Consider the following 14,134-nt stretch of genomic DNA (forward strand, 5'->3'; position numbering starts at 1 on the left):
CTCCTGCTTGTTTTTCTCTATTCAGCGAAAGGAATCAATAGTTGTCAATTTGCGCCCGCTGAATTTTGCCGCTGTAATCAACATACACGGACTTCCATTCAGTATATACATCTAGTGAAGCGACCCCGGAATCACGGTGGCCGTTTCCAGTTCCCTTCGTTCCTCCAAATGGCAGATGGATTTCAGCACCTGTTGTCCCTGCATTAATATAAACAATTCCGGTGTCTAAGTCCCGCATAGCTTGGAACGCCCGGTTGACATCACCGGTAAAAATGGAGCTTGATAAGCCAAACTCTACGCTGTTGTTCACTTCAATCGCTTCTTCAAGACTTTGGACAGGAATAATGGAAGCAACCGGCCCAAAAATTTCCTCTTGAGCGATTCTCATGTCAGATTTTACATCTGTAAACAAGGTTGGCGCATAGAAATTCCCTTTATCTAAACCGTTGTCAGTCAGGATTTCTCCGCCTTTTAATAATTTAGCTCCCTCATCTTTGCCGATTTTCACATAGCTATGAATTCTCTCTAGGGAGGAACGGTTGATAACAGGCCCCACATCTACCGACTCATCCAATCCGTCGCCTACCTTTAGCGTCTCCATCCGCTTCAGCAGCTTTTGTTCAAGCTCTTCTTTCACAGCTTCATGCACGATGATCCGGCTGCACGCTGTACACCTTTGTCCGCTCGTGCCAAATGCGCTCCAGATAATTCCGTCCACAGCCAAATCGATGTCCGCATCCTCCAGCACAGTGACCGCATTTTTTCCGCCCATTTCCAGCGATGTGCGTTTTAACAGCTCGCCGGCGCGGCCGTTAATTTGTTTGCCGACTTCGTTGGAGCCGGTGAAGGAAACAATATCGATCTCCGGGTGCTCGACAATCGCGTTGCCGACCTCCCCTCCTGAACCATATACAAGGTTGACAAGGCCTTTCGGCAAGCCGGCCTCTTCATAAATTTTGACGAATTCTCCAGCTAAAAACGGGGTTTCAGAAGCCGGCTTCCAAACGACAGCATTGCCTGTCACAAGCGCCGGAAGTGATTTCCAGGAAGCGATGGCGATCGGAAAATTCCAAGGCGTAATCAATCCAGCAATGCCAACTGGCACACGGACGCTCATCGCAAATTTATTGCGAAGCTCGGAAGGCACCGTGTCGCCAAACATGCGTCGCCCTTCCCCAGCCATATAGAACGCCATATCGATCGCCTCTTGCACTTCCCCCCGCGCTTCCGAGATCACTTTCCCCATTTCCAGCGTTAGCGTTTGAGCTAATTCCTCCTTGCGCTCTTTCAACAGATAAGCGACCTTATACAAGAAATCCGCCCGTTCAGGCGCCGGAACGTTGCGCCATTTCTTTTGCGCTTCTTTTGCCGCTTGAACCGCCTTATCCACATCTGCTTTTGTCGAAGCCGCTACTTCCCCCAATACTTCTCCGTTGACCGGATTTGTATTCTGCGTATATCTTCCTGATTCAGATTCTACCCATTCCCCGTTAATAAAGTTTAAGTATTTTTTTACTGCTTTATTTTTTTGAACAGTGTCTTGTACGGTTTGATTATTCATAGCGCGATCACTCCTCTTAATTGGTCATAATGGTGAGTTCTTTTTTCATGCGGTTAATGGCTTCAGTCAGCCGGGCGGTCGGCACGGACAGCGAAAGCCGGAAATACCCTTCACCCGCCGCGCCAAAGGCATGGCCGGGTGTAATAATGACTCCTGTCTTTTCTAGTACCCGGTCGGCAAATTCAGCGGATGTATATCCATCGGGCACCGGTGCCCAGATAAAGAAAGTTCCGCGCGTCCGGCCGGTGTTCACGCCGATGGTTTTTAACGCCGCCGTCATTGCCTTCATTCGCTCCGCATAAATTTCGTTGCTGGTCTTTATGGACTCCTGACTCGCTGTCAGGGCATGGGCAGCGGCTTTTTGAATCGGGGTAAATTGGCCGGTATCCGTATTGCTCTTATAAGTAGACAACGCCCGAAGGACCTCTTTATTCCCGACGGCGTAGCCGATCCGCCAGCCAGTCATGCTGTACGTTTTCGATAAGGAGCCAAACTCAACAGCCACCTCTTTTGCCCCTTCCGCCTGCAAAATGCTTGGTGCCTGGTAACCGTCGAAGGTAACCATGTTGTAAGCCGCGTCGTGGGCAATAACGATCTTGTGCTGTTTGGCGAATGACACCGCTTTGCGGAAAAAATCAACATCTACCGTCGCAGCTGTCGGGTTGCCCGGATAATTCAAAAACATCAGCTTTGCCTTAGCTGCTGTATTTTCAGGAATATTCTGAAACTCAGGCTCGAAATTATTTTTCTCAAGCAGCGGCATTGGATACAATTGCCCGCCTGCAAGAGAGATGGCCATTCGGTAAGGAGGATAACCGGGGTCTGGAGCCAATACGGTTTCTCCCGGGTCAATAACCGTCGGCACTAGGTGGGCAAGCCCCTCTTTTGAACCGATCAAGGCCAGCACTTCTGTTTCCGGATCTAACTCCACATGAAACTGGCGTTGGTAAAAAGCGGCGACCGCCTTTCTAAAGTCCGTGCAGCCAATGAAGCTCGGATACTTCAGGTTTTGCGGATCTGCCGTTTCCTCTACCAGCTTATCGATGATGTGCTGCGGTGTCGGCAGATCAGGGTCGCCTATTCCTAAATCAATCACATCTATTCCCGCCTCTTGCATCATTCGTTTCTTTTTGTTGAACTCCGCAAACATATACGGCGGAATTTGAGCTATTCTTTGTGATTGATAGCGCATGAATAGTCACCACCACCTCTTTACATTTATGAGAAAAATCAGCAAGCGTTTTCATACTCTTACTTTAACTTCTTTTACATTTATAGACTATGGTCTTTTTGTACAAAAATGCCCAAAGAATTAACGGGAAAATCCATGCATTTTTCACAAAGGATTCTACTCATCCGCTTTCTTGGCCATCAAAAATGCCGGAGGGCCCTATATAAAAAAGCGCCGCAAAAAAGCGGCGCCTGCTGGATCTCAATCTATCGGACAAGATGGTTTTGGAAAGCGTAGATGACCGCTTGTGTCCGGTCGTTCACTTCGAGCTTGGATAAGATATTGCTGACATGTGTTTTTACTGTTTTCAACGAAATATACAGCTCATCGGCAATTTCCTGATTCGCCTTGCCTTGGGCAATCAGCAAAAGCACCTCTTTCTCCCTCTCGGTCAGCTCTTCATGAAGGGCCGCCTTTTGCCCTTGCCGCATGCGCTTCATCATTTTTCCCGTTACTTCCGGTTCGAGCACCGGTTCGCCTTCATACGTTTTGCGGATAGCTTCAGCAATGGCGCTGGCCTTTGAGGTTTTCAAAATATAACTAATGGCTCCTGCTTCAAGCGCCGGATACACTTTTTCGTCATCCAGAAAGCTCGTTACAATCACGATTTTGGCTTCAGGCCATTTTTCTATAATGCGTTTTGTCGCTTCAATTCCGTCCATTTTTGGCATGACAAGATCCATTAAAATAACATCCGGCTTTAATTCAAGAGCGGCAGATACGGCTTTTTCTCCATCCTCTGCTTCAGCCTCTACTTGAATATCCGGCTGGGCCATTAAATAGGCAGATACGCCAATACGCACCATTTCATGATCATCTACGAGAAGAACTCTAATCATTTGTTTCCACCTTTTCTTCTGTTTTTTCTATTGGTGTCCGATCGCGGTGCTGCTTTGCAAGCGGAACCTTTACTTCCAGCTTCGTCCCTTTGGCAGGCAATGAAACGATTTTTAATGTTCCGCCAATTTCAATTGCACGCTCATGCATATTTTGCAAACCGTAAGATCCCAGCTTCGTCTGTTCCTGATCAAATCCAACTCCATCATCGCTGATCCGCAAGATCACAAAGCCATTCCGCCAAACATTCAATACATCCAGCCGGCTCGCTTTGGCATGGCGCAGCGTATTCGAGACGGACTCCTGCACAATCCGGAACAAGTGGTCTTCCATCGCTTTATCCATTTGAATTTCTTCTGTCGTCCAGTGGATAGCCAATGGAACCTTTTGCCTTAATTCCAAAAGCAGATCATCAATTCCCTCTTTTAACGACTTCCCATTCAGCGCGACAGGACGCAAGTGCAAAAGAAGCGCCCTCATTTCCAACTGAGATTGCTGAATCATTTCTTCAACCATAGCCAGCTGCTTCGTTTCGATGGCAGATGCGGGCTCGCGGTTTTCATTGATCGCCGACATCATCATGGAAGCCGCAAACAGCTGCTGCGATACGGAATCATGCAATTCCCGGGCAAGGCGCTGCCTCTCTTGTGACACCATTTCTCGAATAAGCGTTTCTTGGCTTTCGGCTCTTTCCCTCGCCAGCCGGCGAGCCGCCTGCTTCTGCTCAGCAACGACACGTTCAAGCTGCTGAAACTTCTGTTCAATGATCGAAAATTCTGCGCATACCGGGTGATTTTCCTCTTGCTCTTTTCCAGAAATAAGCGCGTCCAGCCGCTGATCAAGTGTTTTAACTGACGTCCATTGACCCCAGCCATACAATGCTCCGAACAGAAAAGCCGTCCCGACCGCAGCTGCCGCTATAAACACAGCAAGCGGAAGATCAAATACCTTCTCTTCCCAATAAATCCGCCACGTCGAGTGCAGAAAACTCATTTCAAACGCAAAGATCAATACAACTGTTACAAACAGAACAGCTAAAAACACCTGCCGGATTTGCTTGGCGAAGATATTCATACTCGATTCACCTCCACATCGCCGATCATAGTGGAGATGAGAAGCACCACAGTTGTTTCTGCTCCTTCCTGCTCGCTATGATGTTCATCTTCAAAATACAACGTATCATTCCATAAAGGAATCGGAAAACGCTGAAACAAATGGGCATTCCCAACCACTGTCGCAAAGCGAATGCGCACAGGCACTTCATAGGGGATATCCACTTTCACTTTTCCAATGATTTGCCTAACAGAAATAATGGCCGTCCCCTTCGGCAATACTGTATTGCTTACATCAACCGTTATATCCCCAATAGCCCCCTGAATATGAATATCCTTCCATTCATACGGATGCTCCGGAGTAGATTGAACGGAGAACAGCTTATTTTTCAAGAAAGAGTGCTTAATTGATTCACCGGCTTCCATTGGCATCGACTTGACCCCATCTGTTGATAAGGAAAAACGTATTGGTTCTTTTTTAGACTGAAAAAACCGGTAAAATATATAAATCACCCCAGCCAGAACAAGCATGCGCAAGCTGCTCATACTAAGCACCATGATGATTGATAAAAAGACGCCAAACCAGAACAGCAGCTTGCCAAACCAGCTTGTGTTCCACTTTCTGCCAAAGTAAATCATTGCTATCCCGAAGAAGAGGGAAAACACAAAATCACTATGAAAAAATGTCGCTTCAATTAAAATAATAATGAAAGCGGCAAGCAAAAACATCGTCAGCATATCGGTTCTTTTAAATGGTGACATTCTTTTTTCCTCCTTCCCCGGCCCAGCAACGCTGGAATGTGAAACAAACCCGCCGTTACGGGTTTGTTTCACTCTCTTCAATTGTTAATCATAGCACGTTTTACATAGACTGTGTGTGCTTTTCTTTCTTATAAGACTGACGCTCCAATTCTGCAAGGCGGGCATCCATCAGTGACATTTCATACTTTCTATTTACCTTTCCTTCGAGGTTATCAATGTATTGCTCCAGTTCTTCAAATCGTCCGAATGGATACTGATCTCCCGATTCTTCATTCAATACCTTGTTCATGCTATGATGAGCCCTTGCAGCGTTTTCCCGGCCCATTAATTCCAAGCGCCGAACGTTCATGTCTTTCAGTTTGTGCTTCATTTCTTCTGTTTTTTCTTCGAGCTTGATAATTTGTTCACTCACAATGAGCTCTGACTGCTGCAGCCGATCCGCCCGCTCTTTATAGACGTCTGCTTCTTTTCTGGCAAATTCCTCAAGGCTCTCTTCTCCTGCTTCCGCAGCCAGTGCCGCTTGCTTCAAACGCTTATCCTGCATACGGAGGGCCTCTCGGCGCTCCCGTTCAAATTCGTTTTTCAACAGCTGCTGCCGTTCAAGCAGCTTCATTGTTTTTTCAGTTTCTCTCTGCGCCTCGCGCAAATACTGGTTGAGCATGGCGATTGGATTCTTTTGTTCCTTCTGTTCTACAAAATCAAATAGCTCCGCCTCGATGGTTCGTTTCATTTTTGTAAAAATGCTTGTCATCTTGATCTCTCCTCGCTTAATTGTTTTTCAATTGATTCCATTGCTTTTCAAAATTAACGAACGGGTCTTTTTCCTTGGCAACGTCAACAAAGTCTTCATCTTCTTCCTGCCACTTTTTATATACAACATACAGGACGGCTAAAGCAGCTACACCAAGCAAAGCAGGTACATTGCCGACTGCCACGAAGAACGCGATCAATCCGGTTGCTCCCCAAAAGAGCTTGAGCCCCTTCGAAGGAGCTTGTTTGTATTGCTTCCACGCCACATACATAATAGCGGCACACAGCACAAGGCCCAGCATCGGACCGACACTTGCAATCGCTATGATCGCTGCAAGACCTCCGACACAAAACAGCATCACCTTTTTCATTTATTTTTTCCTCCCTTCGATATCTTGATTTCATCTTACCTCGTACTGCCCTTTTCTATAACGAGCCCTGGATTGAACTTTCCCTCCTCCTTAAGACCGAGACTGTAAAATCCTGAAAGAAAATAGCGTTCCTAAAGAGCAAATAAAAAGGAGCCGCCCCAACAGATCATGAAACTTGACTTGTTGGGACGGCCCCTTCTTCTTTCTTACAAAGAGGCTGATTTCTATTTTGTTTAGAAGCTGAAGCATCCGAAGTCTCACTTCGGATGCTCTGGCTCATTTCTTGTGCATTTTAAATTCAAGATACAGCTCGTTATAGTAGGCCAGCATGTCCGCCCCTAAGTTTTCATATACTTCTAAGTGCTCTGTTTGTTCCGGACTTGGATAGAAGCGCTGGTCATTCACCACGTCTTTCGGCATGTATTCGAGAGCTTTTTGATTAGGCGTCGAATAGCCGACATACTCCGCATTTTGCGCGGCTACTTTCGGATCCAGCATAAAGTTGATAAATTGGTGGGCGGCTTTTATATTCTTGGCTGTTTTCGGAATAACCATGTTATCAAACCAAAGATTCGATCCCTCTTCCGGCACGACATATTCCAGATTATCCTTTTCCCACATAATTTCTGAAGCAGTTCCTGACCAGACAACACCAATAGCCGCTTCATCATTCTCCATCAGCAGACGGATTTCATCACCGATGATCGCTTTAATATTAGGAGTCAATTGATCCAGCTTTTCCTTTGCTTCAATTAGGTGCTGTTTGTTTGTATCATTCAATGAATAGCGGAGCGAGTTCAGTCCCATTCCCATGACTTCGCGGGCACCGTCCACCAGCAAAATATTGTTGCGCAGCTCCGGGCTCCATAAATCGTTCCATGCTTTGATTTCTTTGCCCTTCATTAAATCTTTGTTGTAAATAATGCCAACCGTTCCCCAGAAATAAGGAATGGAATATTGGTTGTCATGATCAAAAGGCAAATCCATGAACCGTTGATCGATATATTTTAAATTTGGCAGCTGAGAGTGATCAAGCGGCAGCAGCTGGTTTGCCTTTTTCATTTTGTCAATGGCATACTCGGAAGGCACCGCAATATCGTAAGCAGTGCCGCCTTGCTCAATCTTTGTCATCATCGCTTCGTTGGAATCAAAGGTTTCATATATAACCTTGACACCCGTTTCTTTTTCGAACCGGTGAATGAGCTCAGGGTCAATGTAATCTCCCCAGTTATAGATAGTCAATACATTGCCGCCTGCTTTTTGTTCGGGTCCATTAAGAACAGACACGGCATACATCAGCAAAAAAGCAATGGCAAAGACGGCTGCAAATGCACGGATTAATTTGTTCATTTCTGCACCCCCGCTCCAGCTGACCGGCTGTTTCGCTGCATGATGAAGTAATACCCGGCCACAAGAATGATTGTAAACAGGAATAACAGCGTGGACAGCGCGTTAATATTTAAGGAGATGCCGCGGCGGGCCAGTGAGTAAATTTCCACTGATAATGTGCTGAAGCCGTTGCCCGTTACAAAGAAGGTAACCGCGAAATCATCAAGCGAGTAAGTGAGCGCCATAAAGAAGCCGGCAAACACCCCTGGCGAAATATACGGCAGAACAACTTTCGAGAGCACATCCCAGTGGCCTGCCCCTAAATCACGGGCGGCATCAATCAAAGAGCTGCTCATCTCTTGCAATTTAGGAAGCACCATGATGACCACAATCGGAATCGAAAAAGCAATGTGCGATAACAGCACGGACGTAAAGCCCAGCTTAATTCCTGCCATCGTAAACAAAATTAAAAAGGAAGCACCGATAATGACATCGGGACTCACAATCAAGACATTATTAAACGACAAAAGTGCTTGCTTCGCCGTCTTTTTTCTCATGTATACAATAGCCAGTGCGCCAAGCACGCCGATAATTGTGGAAATCGCCGAGGATAACAAGGCAATAATAATTGTATTGAGCACAATAATCAAAAGCCGCTTGTCACCAAAAAGCTCCTTATACCACTCCAGCGTAAAGCCCTCAAAATTGTTCATCGTGCCGCCGCTGTTAAATGAATAAAACATTAAATAAAAGATGGGCGCATATAAAACGATGAAGATAAAAGCCAAATAAACTCTTGGCCAAACAGACTTCTTTTTCATTTTATTGAACCCCCCGCTTTCTCGTGCCGGTCACAATCATAATAACGACCATCGTGATAATTAAAAACACCGCAATCGCTGACCCCATGCCCCAATCCTGGGTAACGAGGAAATGCTGCTCGATTGCTGTTCCCAGAGTAATAACCCGGTTGCCGGCAATCAAGCGGGTAATCATAAACAGCGATAACGCCGGAATAAACACCGCTTGCACCCCCGACTTGACCCCGCTCAGCGTAAGCGGAAAAACAACCTTGCGGAATGTTGTCCACGCGGAAGCCCCCAAGTCGCGGGAAGCATCGATTAAAGCAGGATTCAGCTTATCAAGCGCGTTAAAAATCGGCAGCAGCATAAATGGAATAAAAATGTAAACAGACACAAATACAAAGCTGAAGTCGGTAAACAGTATTTGCTGCGCGCCGATGCCGACCGCTTCAAGAAAATTATTCGCCGCGCCATCCGTGCTGAAAATGCCCAGAAAAGCATAAGCTTTCAGCAGCAAGTTAATCCATGACGGCAAAATAACAAGCAGCAGAAGCAGCTGCTTGTATTTTGTTTTTGTAATAAAGTAAGCTGCCGGATAAGCAATGATTAAGCAGAAAGCGGTAATTAGAAAGGCGTACCAGAAAGAACTGGCAATCATCTTCATATATACAAAGGTAAACAGTTTTTCATAGTTGGCGAGAGTAAAGTTTCCATGCAAATCAAAGAACGAATAATAAACAACAAGCAAAATAGGCGTAATGACGAACAAGCCGATCCACAGGACATACGGCAGAAGATAAAACCAGCGCGCTTTATTGTTCATAGCCGGCCTCTTGATAGGACTCTAGCCGCTTGTCGAATTCTTCTTCTGTTTCGCCGAGGCGCATAACATGAATGGCCTCCGGTTCAAAGTTCAAACCGATTTTCTCGCCTACTGTCGCCTTCTTAGTGGAGTGGACAAGCCACTCATTCTGCGCTTCATCATAACAGATCATTTCATAATGGACACCGCGGAACAGCTGGGAATCCACCTTTACTTGAATCTTGCCTTCGTTCCATGAAGTAATCTCCAAATCCTCCGGACGGATCACAATATCCACAGATTCATTCTGGTTCAGCCCCTGGTCTACACATTCAAATACCTTGCCGGCAAATTCCACTTCAAAATCCCTGATCATCTTTCCGGGCACAATATTGGATTCCCCGATAAAGTCGGCTACAAAGCGGTTAATCGGCTCGTCATAAATATCTGTCGGCGTGCCGCTCTGCTGGATCTTTCCTTGATTCAGCACAAAGATTTCATCCGACATGGCCAACGCCTCTTCTTGGTCATGGGTAACGAAGATAAAAGTAATGCCGAGACGCTTCTGTAAATCGCGAAGCTCATATTGCATCTCCGTCCGCAGCTTTAAATCTAAAGCGGATAAAGGCTCATCCAGGAGAATGACTTCCGGTTCATTCACAATAGCGCGCGCAATGGCTACCCGCTGGCGCTGCCCGCCGGACATTTCGGTAATTTCCCTTTTCTCATAGCCGCTCAAATTGACAAAACGGAGCGCCTCTTTTACCCGGCGGTCAATCTCCGAGTTTTTGACTTTTTTAATCCGCAAGCCAAAAGCGACGTTCTCATATACATTTAAGTGAGGAAAGAGCGCGTAATCTTGAAATACCGTGTTTACTTGCCGCTTGTTCGCCGGCACGTTATTCATTCGTTTGCCGTTAAAATAAATGTCGCCCTCCGACGCTTCCGTAAAACCGGCAATCAGCCGGAGAATAGTCGTCTTTCCGCAGCCTGAGGGACCGAGAAGCGTATAAAATTTTCCCCGCTCAATTTCAAAACTTACATGATCTAATACGACTGCGTCGTTATCATAGCGCTTCGTTACATGATCGAAGCGAATAATGACTTCCTTTGTCATAGTACCCTCCCTTTTCTCTTATAAATAAGACTTAGTCACAGTCAAAACAAGCTCAGATGAACCTTCGAAACAATTGACAATTTGATGGGCTTCAGATGAGTGAAAATAGATCGCTTCACCGGCATTAGCTACATATTCCTGATTCCCAAGCAGCACTTTAATCCGTCCGCTCAGCACATAACCAAATGTTTCAGCCAAAGAGGGCTCAAAGCGTTTAAATTCGCCGTTTTGCTGGAGAATAAGCTTCACCGGCTCCATCTCTTTCTCGTTGGACTCCGGCACAAGCCACTGAATTTCATATCCTTTTTCTTCATCCATGTAACCGGTATGATCTTCCTGCCTGTAAACAACCTTTTGTTCCCGCTTCTCCTCATCAAAGAAATCCTTCGGGGAGCAGCCCAACACTTCTAATAAGTGAAAAAACGTCTCTATCGAAGGAGAGCTTAAATCCCGCTCTAATTGCGAGATATATCCCTTGCTCAAATCCGTTCTTTCTCCGAGTTCTTCCTGTGTTAACCCCTTTTTCAATCTTAAATTCCTGATTTTCTTGCCGATTTCCATCCTCTTAATCCTCGATTTTGTTTAGTTTTAGTAAACTTTTTATCAACAAAGTTTATTTTTATCAAACTATAAGTTTACACCCAGTTTCTCATTATAAAGTATAGCGCTGAAATCTCAAGAAGAAGTTTCACTTTTTTAGCGAACTTGACAGAAGGAAGAAAATACTGTAAAATGAATGATATTCAGTCATTATTATCGGGGGATTTTATTATGCGGGTAAAGAGTGATGGGAAATACAACAAAATTCTTCAGGCAGCGATCGAGGTCATTTCTGAAAAGGGATTGGACCAAACATCGATCACTGATATTGTCAAACGGGCAGGGGTTGCACAGGGGACCTTTTATTTGTATTTTCCCTCAAAAAAAGATTTAATCCCTGCGATCGCGGAGGATTTGCTTAGCCTGACGTTAGAAAAAATCAAAAGCGAGACAAAACTTAAAAGTGATTTCTGGGACATCATTCAAACGTTAATAGATGAAACCTTTGAATTAACGAAATCCTATAAGGACGTCATTATTTTGTGCTACTCGGGACTGGCGATCGTGCATTCAATGGAAAAATGGGAAACGATCTATACCCCCTACTATGACTGGCTAGAGGAGGTTTTACAGTCAGCTATCAGCAAAGGAACGATCATCGGAGATATTGATGTGAAATGGACAGCCCGTCTCATTATTAACTTAATTGAAAATGCAGCTGAACGCTTTTATATTGCCGAAGAGGACAAAGATTTAACTGCTTATAAACAATCTGCCTTTTCTTTTCTGCAGCGTTCGCTTTCCAGGTAATCCAGAGGCGCTTTCTTAGGCGTTTCACTTTTCATAAAAAAATGAATGACAGTCATTCACAAATTTAATTGAGGTGCTTACAGTGAATTGGTTTATTGTGTTTATCGCAGGTGCATTGGAAGTCGTATGGGCCACAGGCTTAAAATACGCCGACTCTCTGGCGGATTGGACAGTGATCACCGTGCTGATTGCCGTCAGCTTCCTTTTGCTCATCCGTTCATATAAAACGCTCCCGCTGGCCGCTGCTTACACCGTTTTCGTCGGTATCGGAACAGCAGGAACATACTTTATGGGAATCTATTTAGGAGAGCCTTTTTCTCTTGTACAATTATTATTCGTTGCCTTGCTGCTGTCAGGTGTAGCCGGCATGAAACTATCTACATCGGCGCAGGAAGATGAAAATAGAGGTGAATATCAATGAGTTGGGTCTTTTTAGTATTAGCCGGTTTTGAAGAAGTCATTGCGACCATTGCCATGAAATATGTAAATGGCACAAAGCGAAAATTACCGATTGCCATCATGGTGGTTGGCTTTATTTTTTCCTTCTATTGCCTATCACGAGCGATGACTGAGCTTTCCGCCGGAATTGCCTACGCGGTTTGGACCGGCATCGGATCGATCGGCATTACCCTCGTCAGCATCGTCTGGTTTAAAGAAAAACTAAATAAATTTCAATTTCTTTCATTGGCCTTCATTATGCTTGGCGTAGCCGGATTGAAATTTACTTCTTAATTAAAAGAATCTCCGCCGTTTCCAAACGGCGGAGATTCTTTTTTAACTTTATTGTATTGCTACTTTAGCCAATACTTCTTTGAATGTATTGATCACTGTATCTACTTCTTCGTAGCTGATTGTCAATGGCGGCTCGATGCGGATTGTTTTTGAGTTAACAAGTGTACCAGCCACAAGGATGCCATGATCAAACATGCCTTTGGATACTTCGTAGCCAATTTCATCTTTGTGGAACTCAATACCGATCATAAGCCCTTGACCGCGGATTTCCAATACTTTATCTCCATGCTCAGCAGCCGCTTCTTTCAAGCCTTTTAAGAAGTACTCGCCGACTTCTGCTGCTCTTTCCGGAAGATTTTCTTCGATCAGCACGCCGATTGTTGCGATAGCTGCCGCGCAAGCAAGCGGGTTGCCGCCGAATGTTGTTGTGTGCATGAATGGGTTGTCGAACAAGTTTTTGAACACTTTTTCGTTCGCTACTACCGCTCCAGCCGGCATGACACCGCCGCCGAATGCCTTTGCAAGACAGATAATGTCAGGCGTCACTTCGTATAATTCCGCCGCGAACATCTTTCCTGTACGTCCCATTCCTGTTTGCACTTCATCAAAGATTAAGACAACATCGTACTCGTCACACAATTCTCTTACTTGTTTTAAGTAATCTTGAGGAGGGATGATGATACCGCCTTCACCTTGAATTGGTTCTAAAATAACCGCTCCTACATCTTCGCCGACAAGCGCGCAAGATTCGAATGTTTTTCTCATCATATCAATGTCGCCGTACGGCACGTGACGGAATCCAGGAATCAGCGGAAGGAATGGCTTGCGGAAGATTCCTTTAGCTGTACCGGAAAGCGAGCCTAAGCTTTTTCCATGGAAAGAACGTGTAGTTGAAATAATGGTTGAACGGTCGCTGTACATTTTTGCAAGCTTTAATGCCGCTTCCACACTTTCTGTTCCGCTGTTTGTAAAGAAAGAATATTGCAGGTCGCCTGGTGTAATGTCTGCTAAAATTTTAGCAAGCATTGCACGAAGCGGGTCAAGCAAATCTTGGCTGTGAAGCGCTTGGCGATTCAACTGATCCGTTACGGCTTTCACCACTTTTGGATGACGGTGGCCGACATTGTAAATACCGAAGCCGCCCAAACAATCGATATATTTCTTGCCGTTGATGTCAGTGAAGCAAGAACCGCCGTCGGACCATTCAACAGCTGCGAACTGGCCGCCTTCTGTTACTGTCTTGCGGTAGGAAAGGAATCCCGGATTCACGTGATCACGGAAGTTATCTACTGTTTCTTTCGTTACCCACGCTGCTTCTTCCGCTGTTACTTCTTGCTTCTCGATTAACGCGAGAACCTGCTGAATATATTCATTTACTTGTTCTACTTGCTCGTTGTTTTTCACTTCTGTTTTTGTACTCATTTATCTTCACTCCTG

Annotated in this window: 16 protein-coding genes; 3 read left to right on the top strand and 13 right to left on the bottom strand. The window is 45.3% G+C overall.

Annotation, left to right across the window (positions count from 1 at the left end):
• Positions 1 to 34: 34 nt before the first annotated feature.
• The 12 genes from BBA02S_RS03920 to BBA02S_RS03975 form a co-directional block, all read right to left on the bottom strand.
• Positions 35 to 1,561 (bottom strand): aldehyde dehydrogenase family protein, encoded by a 1,527-nt coding sequence (locus BBA02S_RS03920; RefSeq protein WP_052475298.1) that lies wholly within the window; start codon positions 1,559 to 1,561, stop codon positions 35 to 37.
• A 16-nt stretch (positions 1,562 to 1,577) separates the two neighbouring features.
• Positions 1,578 to 2,753, bottom strand: a complete 1,176-nt coding sequence (locus tag BBA02S_RS03925; protein ID WP_041113894.1) for an LL-diaminopimelate aminotransferase — start codon at positions 2,751 to 2,753, stop codon at positions 1,578 to 1,580.
• A 245-nt stretch (positions 2,754 to 2,998) separates the two neighbouring features.
• A complete protein-coding gene (locus tag BBA02S_RS03930; RefSeq protein WP_041100649.1) occupies positions 2,999 to 3,631 on the bottom strand; it encodes a response regulator transcription factor in 633 nt (210 codons plus the stop codon).
• Positions 3,624 to 4,703 (bottom strand): sensor histidine kinase, encoded by a 1,080-nt coding sequence (locus BBA02S_RS03935; RefSeq protein WP_052477325.1) that lies wholly within the window; start codon positions 4,701 to 4,703, stop codon positions 3,624 to 3,626. Before BBA02S_RS03935 ends, BBA02S_RS03930 begins: the two co-directional genes overlap by 8 nt.
• Positions 4,700 to 5,443, bottom strand: coding sequence for a cell wall-active antibiotics response protein LiaF (liaF, locus tag BBA02S_RS03940; RefSeq protein WP_041100647.1), 744 nt, complete (start codon positions 5,441 to 5,443; stop codon positions 4,700 to 4,702). Before liaF ends, BBA02S_RS03935 begins: the two co-directional genes overlap by 4 nt.
• Positions 5,444 to 5,543: 100 nt before the next feature.
• Positions 5,544 to 6,194 (bottom strand): PspA/IM30 family protein, encoded by a 651-nt coding sequence (locus tag BBA02S_RS03945; protein ID WP_041100645.1) that lies wholly within the window; start codon positions 6,192 to 6,194, stop codon positions 5,544 to 5,546.
• Positions 6,195 to 6,210: 16 nt separating this feature from the next.
• Positions 6,211 to 6,564, bottom strand: coding sequence for a lmo0954 family membrane protein (locus BBA02S_RS03950; protein ID WP_041100643.1), 354 nt, complete (start codon positions 6,562 to 6,564; stop codon positions 6,211 to 6,213).
• Positions 6,565 to 6,840: 276 nt separating this feature from the next.
• Positions 6,841 to 7,914 carry an ABC transporter substrate-binding protein gene (locus tag BBA02S_RS03955; RefSeq protein ID WP_041100641.1) on the bottom strand — a complete coding sequence of 358 codons (1,074 nt, stop codon included), beginning with the start codon at positions 7,912 to 7,914 and terminating at the stop codon, positions 6,841 to 6,843.
• Positions 7,911 to 8,714, bottom strand: coding sequence for an ABC transporter permease (locus tag BBA02S_RS03960; RefSeq protein ID WP_041113895.1), 804 nt, complete (start codon positions 8,712 to 8,714; stop codon positions 7,911 to 7,913). Before BBA02S_RS03960 ends, BBA02S_RS03955 begins: the two co-directional genes overlap by 4 nt.
• Position 8,715: 1 nt before the next feature.
• Positions 8,716 to 9,519, bottom strand: a complete 804-nt coding sequence (locus tag BBA02S_RS03965) for an ABC transporter permease (protein ID WP_041100637.1) — start codon at positions 9,517 to 9,519, stop codon at positions 8,716 to 8,718.
• The gene (locus BBA02S_RS03970) at positions 9,509 to 10,615 is read right to left on the bottom strand and encodes an ABC transporter ATP-binding protein (protein WP_041100635.1); all 1,107 of its coding nucleotides are present in this window, start codon (positions 10,613 to 10,615) and stop codon (positions 9,509 to 9,511) included. Before BBA02S_RS03970 ends, BBA02S_RS03965 begins: the two co-directional genes overlap by 11 nt.
• An 18-nt stretch (positions 10,616 to 10,633) precedes the next feature.
• Complete coding sequence (locus BBA02S_RS03975; RefSeq protein ID WP_041100633.1) at positions 10,634 to 11,176, bottom strand: helix-turn-helix domain-containing protein; 543 nt, start codon at positions 11,174 to 11,176, stop codon at positions 10,634 to 10,636.
• A gap of 210 nt (positions 11,177 to 11,386) precedes the next feature.
• Here BBA02S_RS03975 and BBA02S_RS03980 point away from each other — a divergent pair, with 210 nt between their 5' ends.
• From BBA02S_RS03980 to BBA02S_RS03990, 3 genes are all read left to right on the top strand, one after another.
• Entirely contained in the window at positions 11,387 to 11,965 is a 579-nt protein-coding gene (locus BBA02S_RS03980) for a TetR/AcrR family transcriptional regulator (protein ID WP_041100771.1), read from the top strand.
• An 82-nt stretch (positions 11,966 to 12,047) separates the two neighbouring features.
• Complete coding sequence (locus BBA02S_RS03985; protein ID WP_041100631.1) at positions 12,048 to 12,386, top strand: DMT family transporter; 339 nt, start codon at positions 12,048 to 12,050, stop codon at positions 12,384 to 12,386.
• Positions 12,383 to 12,697: a DMT family transporter gene (locus BBA02S_RS03990; protein WP_041100629.1), complete on the top strand. Its 315-nt coding sequence runs from the start codon at positions 12,383 to 12,385 to the stop codon at positions 12,695 to 12,697. The genes BBA02S_RS03985 and BBA02S_RS03990 overlap by 4 nt, the downstream gene beginning before the upstream one ends.
• 48 nt (positions 12,698 to 12,745) lie before the next feature.
• Here BBA02S_RS03990 and BBA02S_RS03995 read toward each other — a convergent pair whose 3' ends face one another.
• A complete protein-coding gene (locus BBA02S_RS03995) occupies positions 12,746 to 14,119 on the bottom strand; it encodes a putrescine aminotransferase (RefSeq protein WP_041100627.1) in 1,374 nt (457 codons plus the stop codon).
• Positions 14,120 to 14,134: the final 15 nt, after the last annotated feature.

Source organism: Bacillus badius NBRC 15713, assembly GCF_001591605.1.
GTDB classification, from domain to species: Bacteria; Bacillota; Bacilli; order Bacillales; family Domibacillaceae; genus Pseudobacillus; species Pseudobacillus badius.

What these genes read in the sequence shown, in the direction of transcription:
- liaF (WP_041100647.1), bottom strand. Translation starts at nt 5,443, where the DNA reads ATGTCACCATTTAAAAGAACCGATATGCTGACGATGTTTTTGCTTGCC.
- BBA02S_RS03945 (WP_041100645.1), bottom strand. Translation starts at nt 6,194, where the DNA reads ATGACAAGCATTTTTACAAAAATGAAACGAACCATCGAGGCGGAGCTA.
- BBA02S_RS03920 (WP_052475298.1), bottom strand. Translation starts at nt 1,561, where the DNA reads ATGAATAATCAAACCGTACAAGACACTGTTCAAAAAAATAAAGCAGTA.
- BBA02S_RS03970 (WP_041100635.1), bottom strand. Translation starts at nt 10,615, where the DNA reads ATGACAAAGGAAGTCATTATTCGCTTCGATCATGTAACGAAGCGCTAT.
- BBA02S_RS03995 (WP_041100627.1), bottom strand. Translation starts at nt 14,119, where the DNA reads ATGAGTACAAAAACAGAAGTGAAAAACAACGAGCAAGTAGAACAAGTA.
- BBA02S_RS03980 (WP_041100771.1), top strand. Translation starts at nt 11,387, where the DNA reads ATGCGGGTAAAGAGTGATGGGAAATACAACAAAATTCTTCAGGCAGCG.
- BBA02S_RS03935 (WP_052477325.1), bottom strand. Translation starts at nt 4,703, where the DNA reads ATGAATATCTTCGCCAAGCAAATCCGGCAGGTGTTTTTAGCTGTTCTG.
- BBA02S_RS03960 (WP_041113895.1), bottom strand. Translation starts at nt 8,714, where the DNA reads ATGAAAAAGAAGTCTGTTTGGCCAAGAGTTTATTTGGCTTTTATCTTC.
- BBA02S_RS03975 (WP_041100633.1), bottom strand. Translation starts at nt 11,176, where the DNA reads ATGGAAATCGGCAAGAAAATCAGGAATTTAAGATTGAAAAAGGGGTTA.
- BBA02S_RS03925 (WP_041113894.1), bottom strand. Translation starts at nt 2,753, where the DNA reads ATGCGCTATCAATCACAAAGAATAGCTCAAATTCCGCCGTATATGTTT.
- BBA02S_RS03965 (WP_041100637.1), bottom strand. Translation starts at nt 9,519, where the DNA reads ATGAACAATAAAGCGCGCTGGTTTTATCTTCTGCCGTATGTCCTGTGG.
- BBA02S_RS03955 (WP_041100641.1), bottom strand. Translation starts at nt 7,914, where the DNA reads ATGAACAAATTAATCCGTGCATTTGCAGCCGTCTTTGCCATTGCTTTT.
- BBA02S_RS03930 (WP_041100649.1), bottom strand. Translation starts at nt 3,631, where the DNA reads ATGATTAGAGTTCTTCTCGTAGATGATCATGAAATGGTGCGTATTGGC.
- BBA02S_RS03990 (WP_041100629.1), top strand. Translation starts at nt 12,383, where the DNA reads ATGAGTTGGGTCTTTTTAGTATTAGCCGGTTTTGAAGAAGTCATTGCG.
- BBA02S_RS03950 (WP_041100643.1), bottom strand. Translation starts at nt 6,564, where the DNA reads ATGAAAAAGGTGATGCTGTTTTGTGTCGGAGGTCTTGCAGCGATCATA.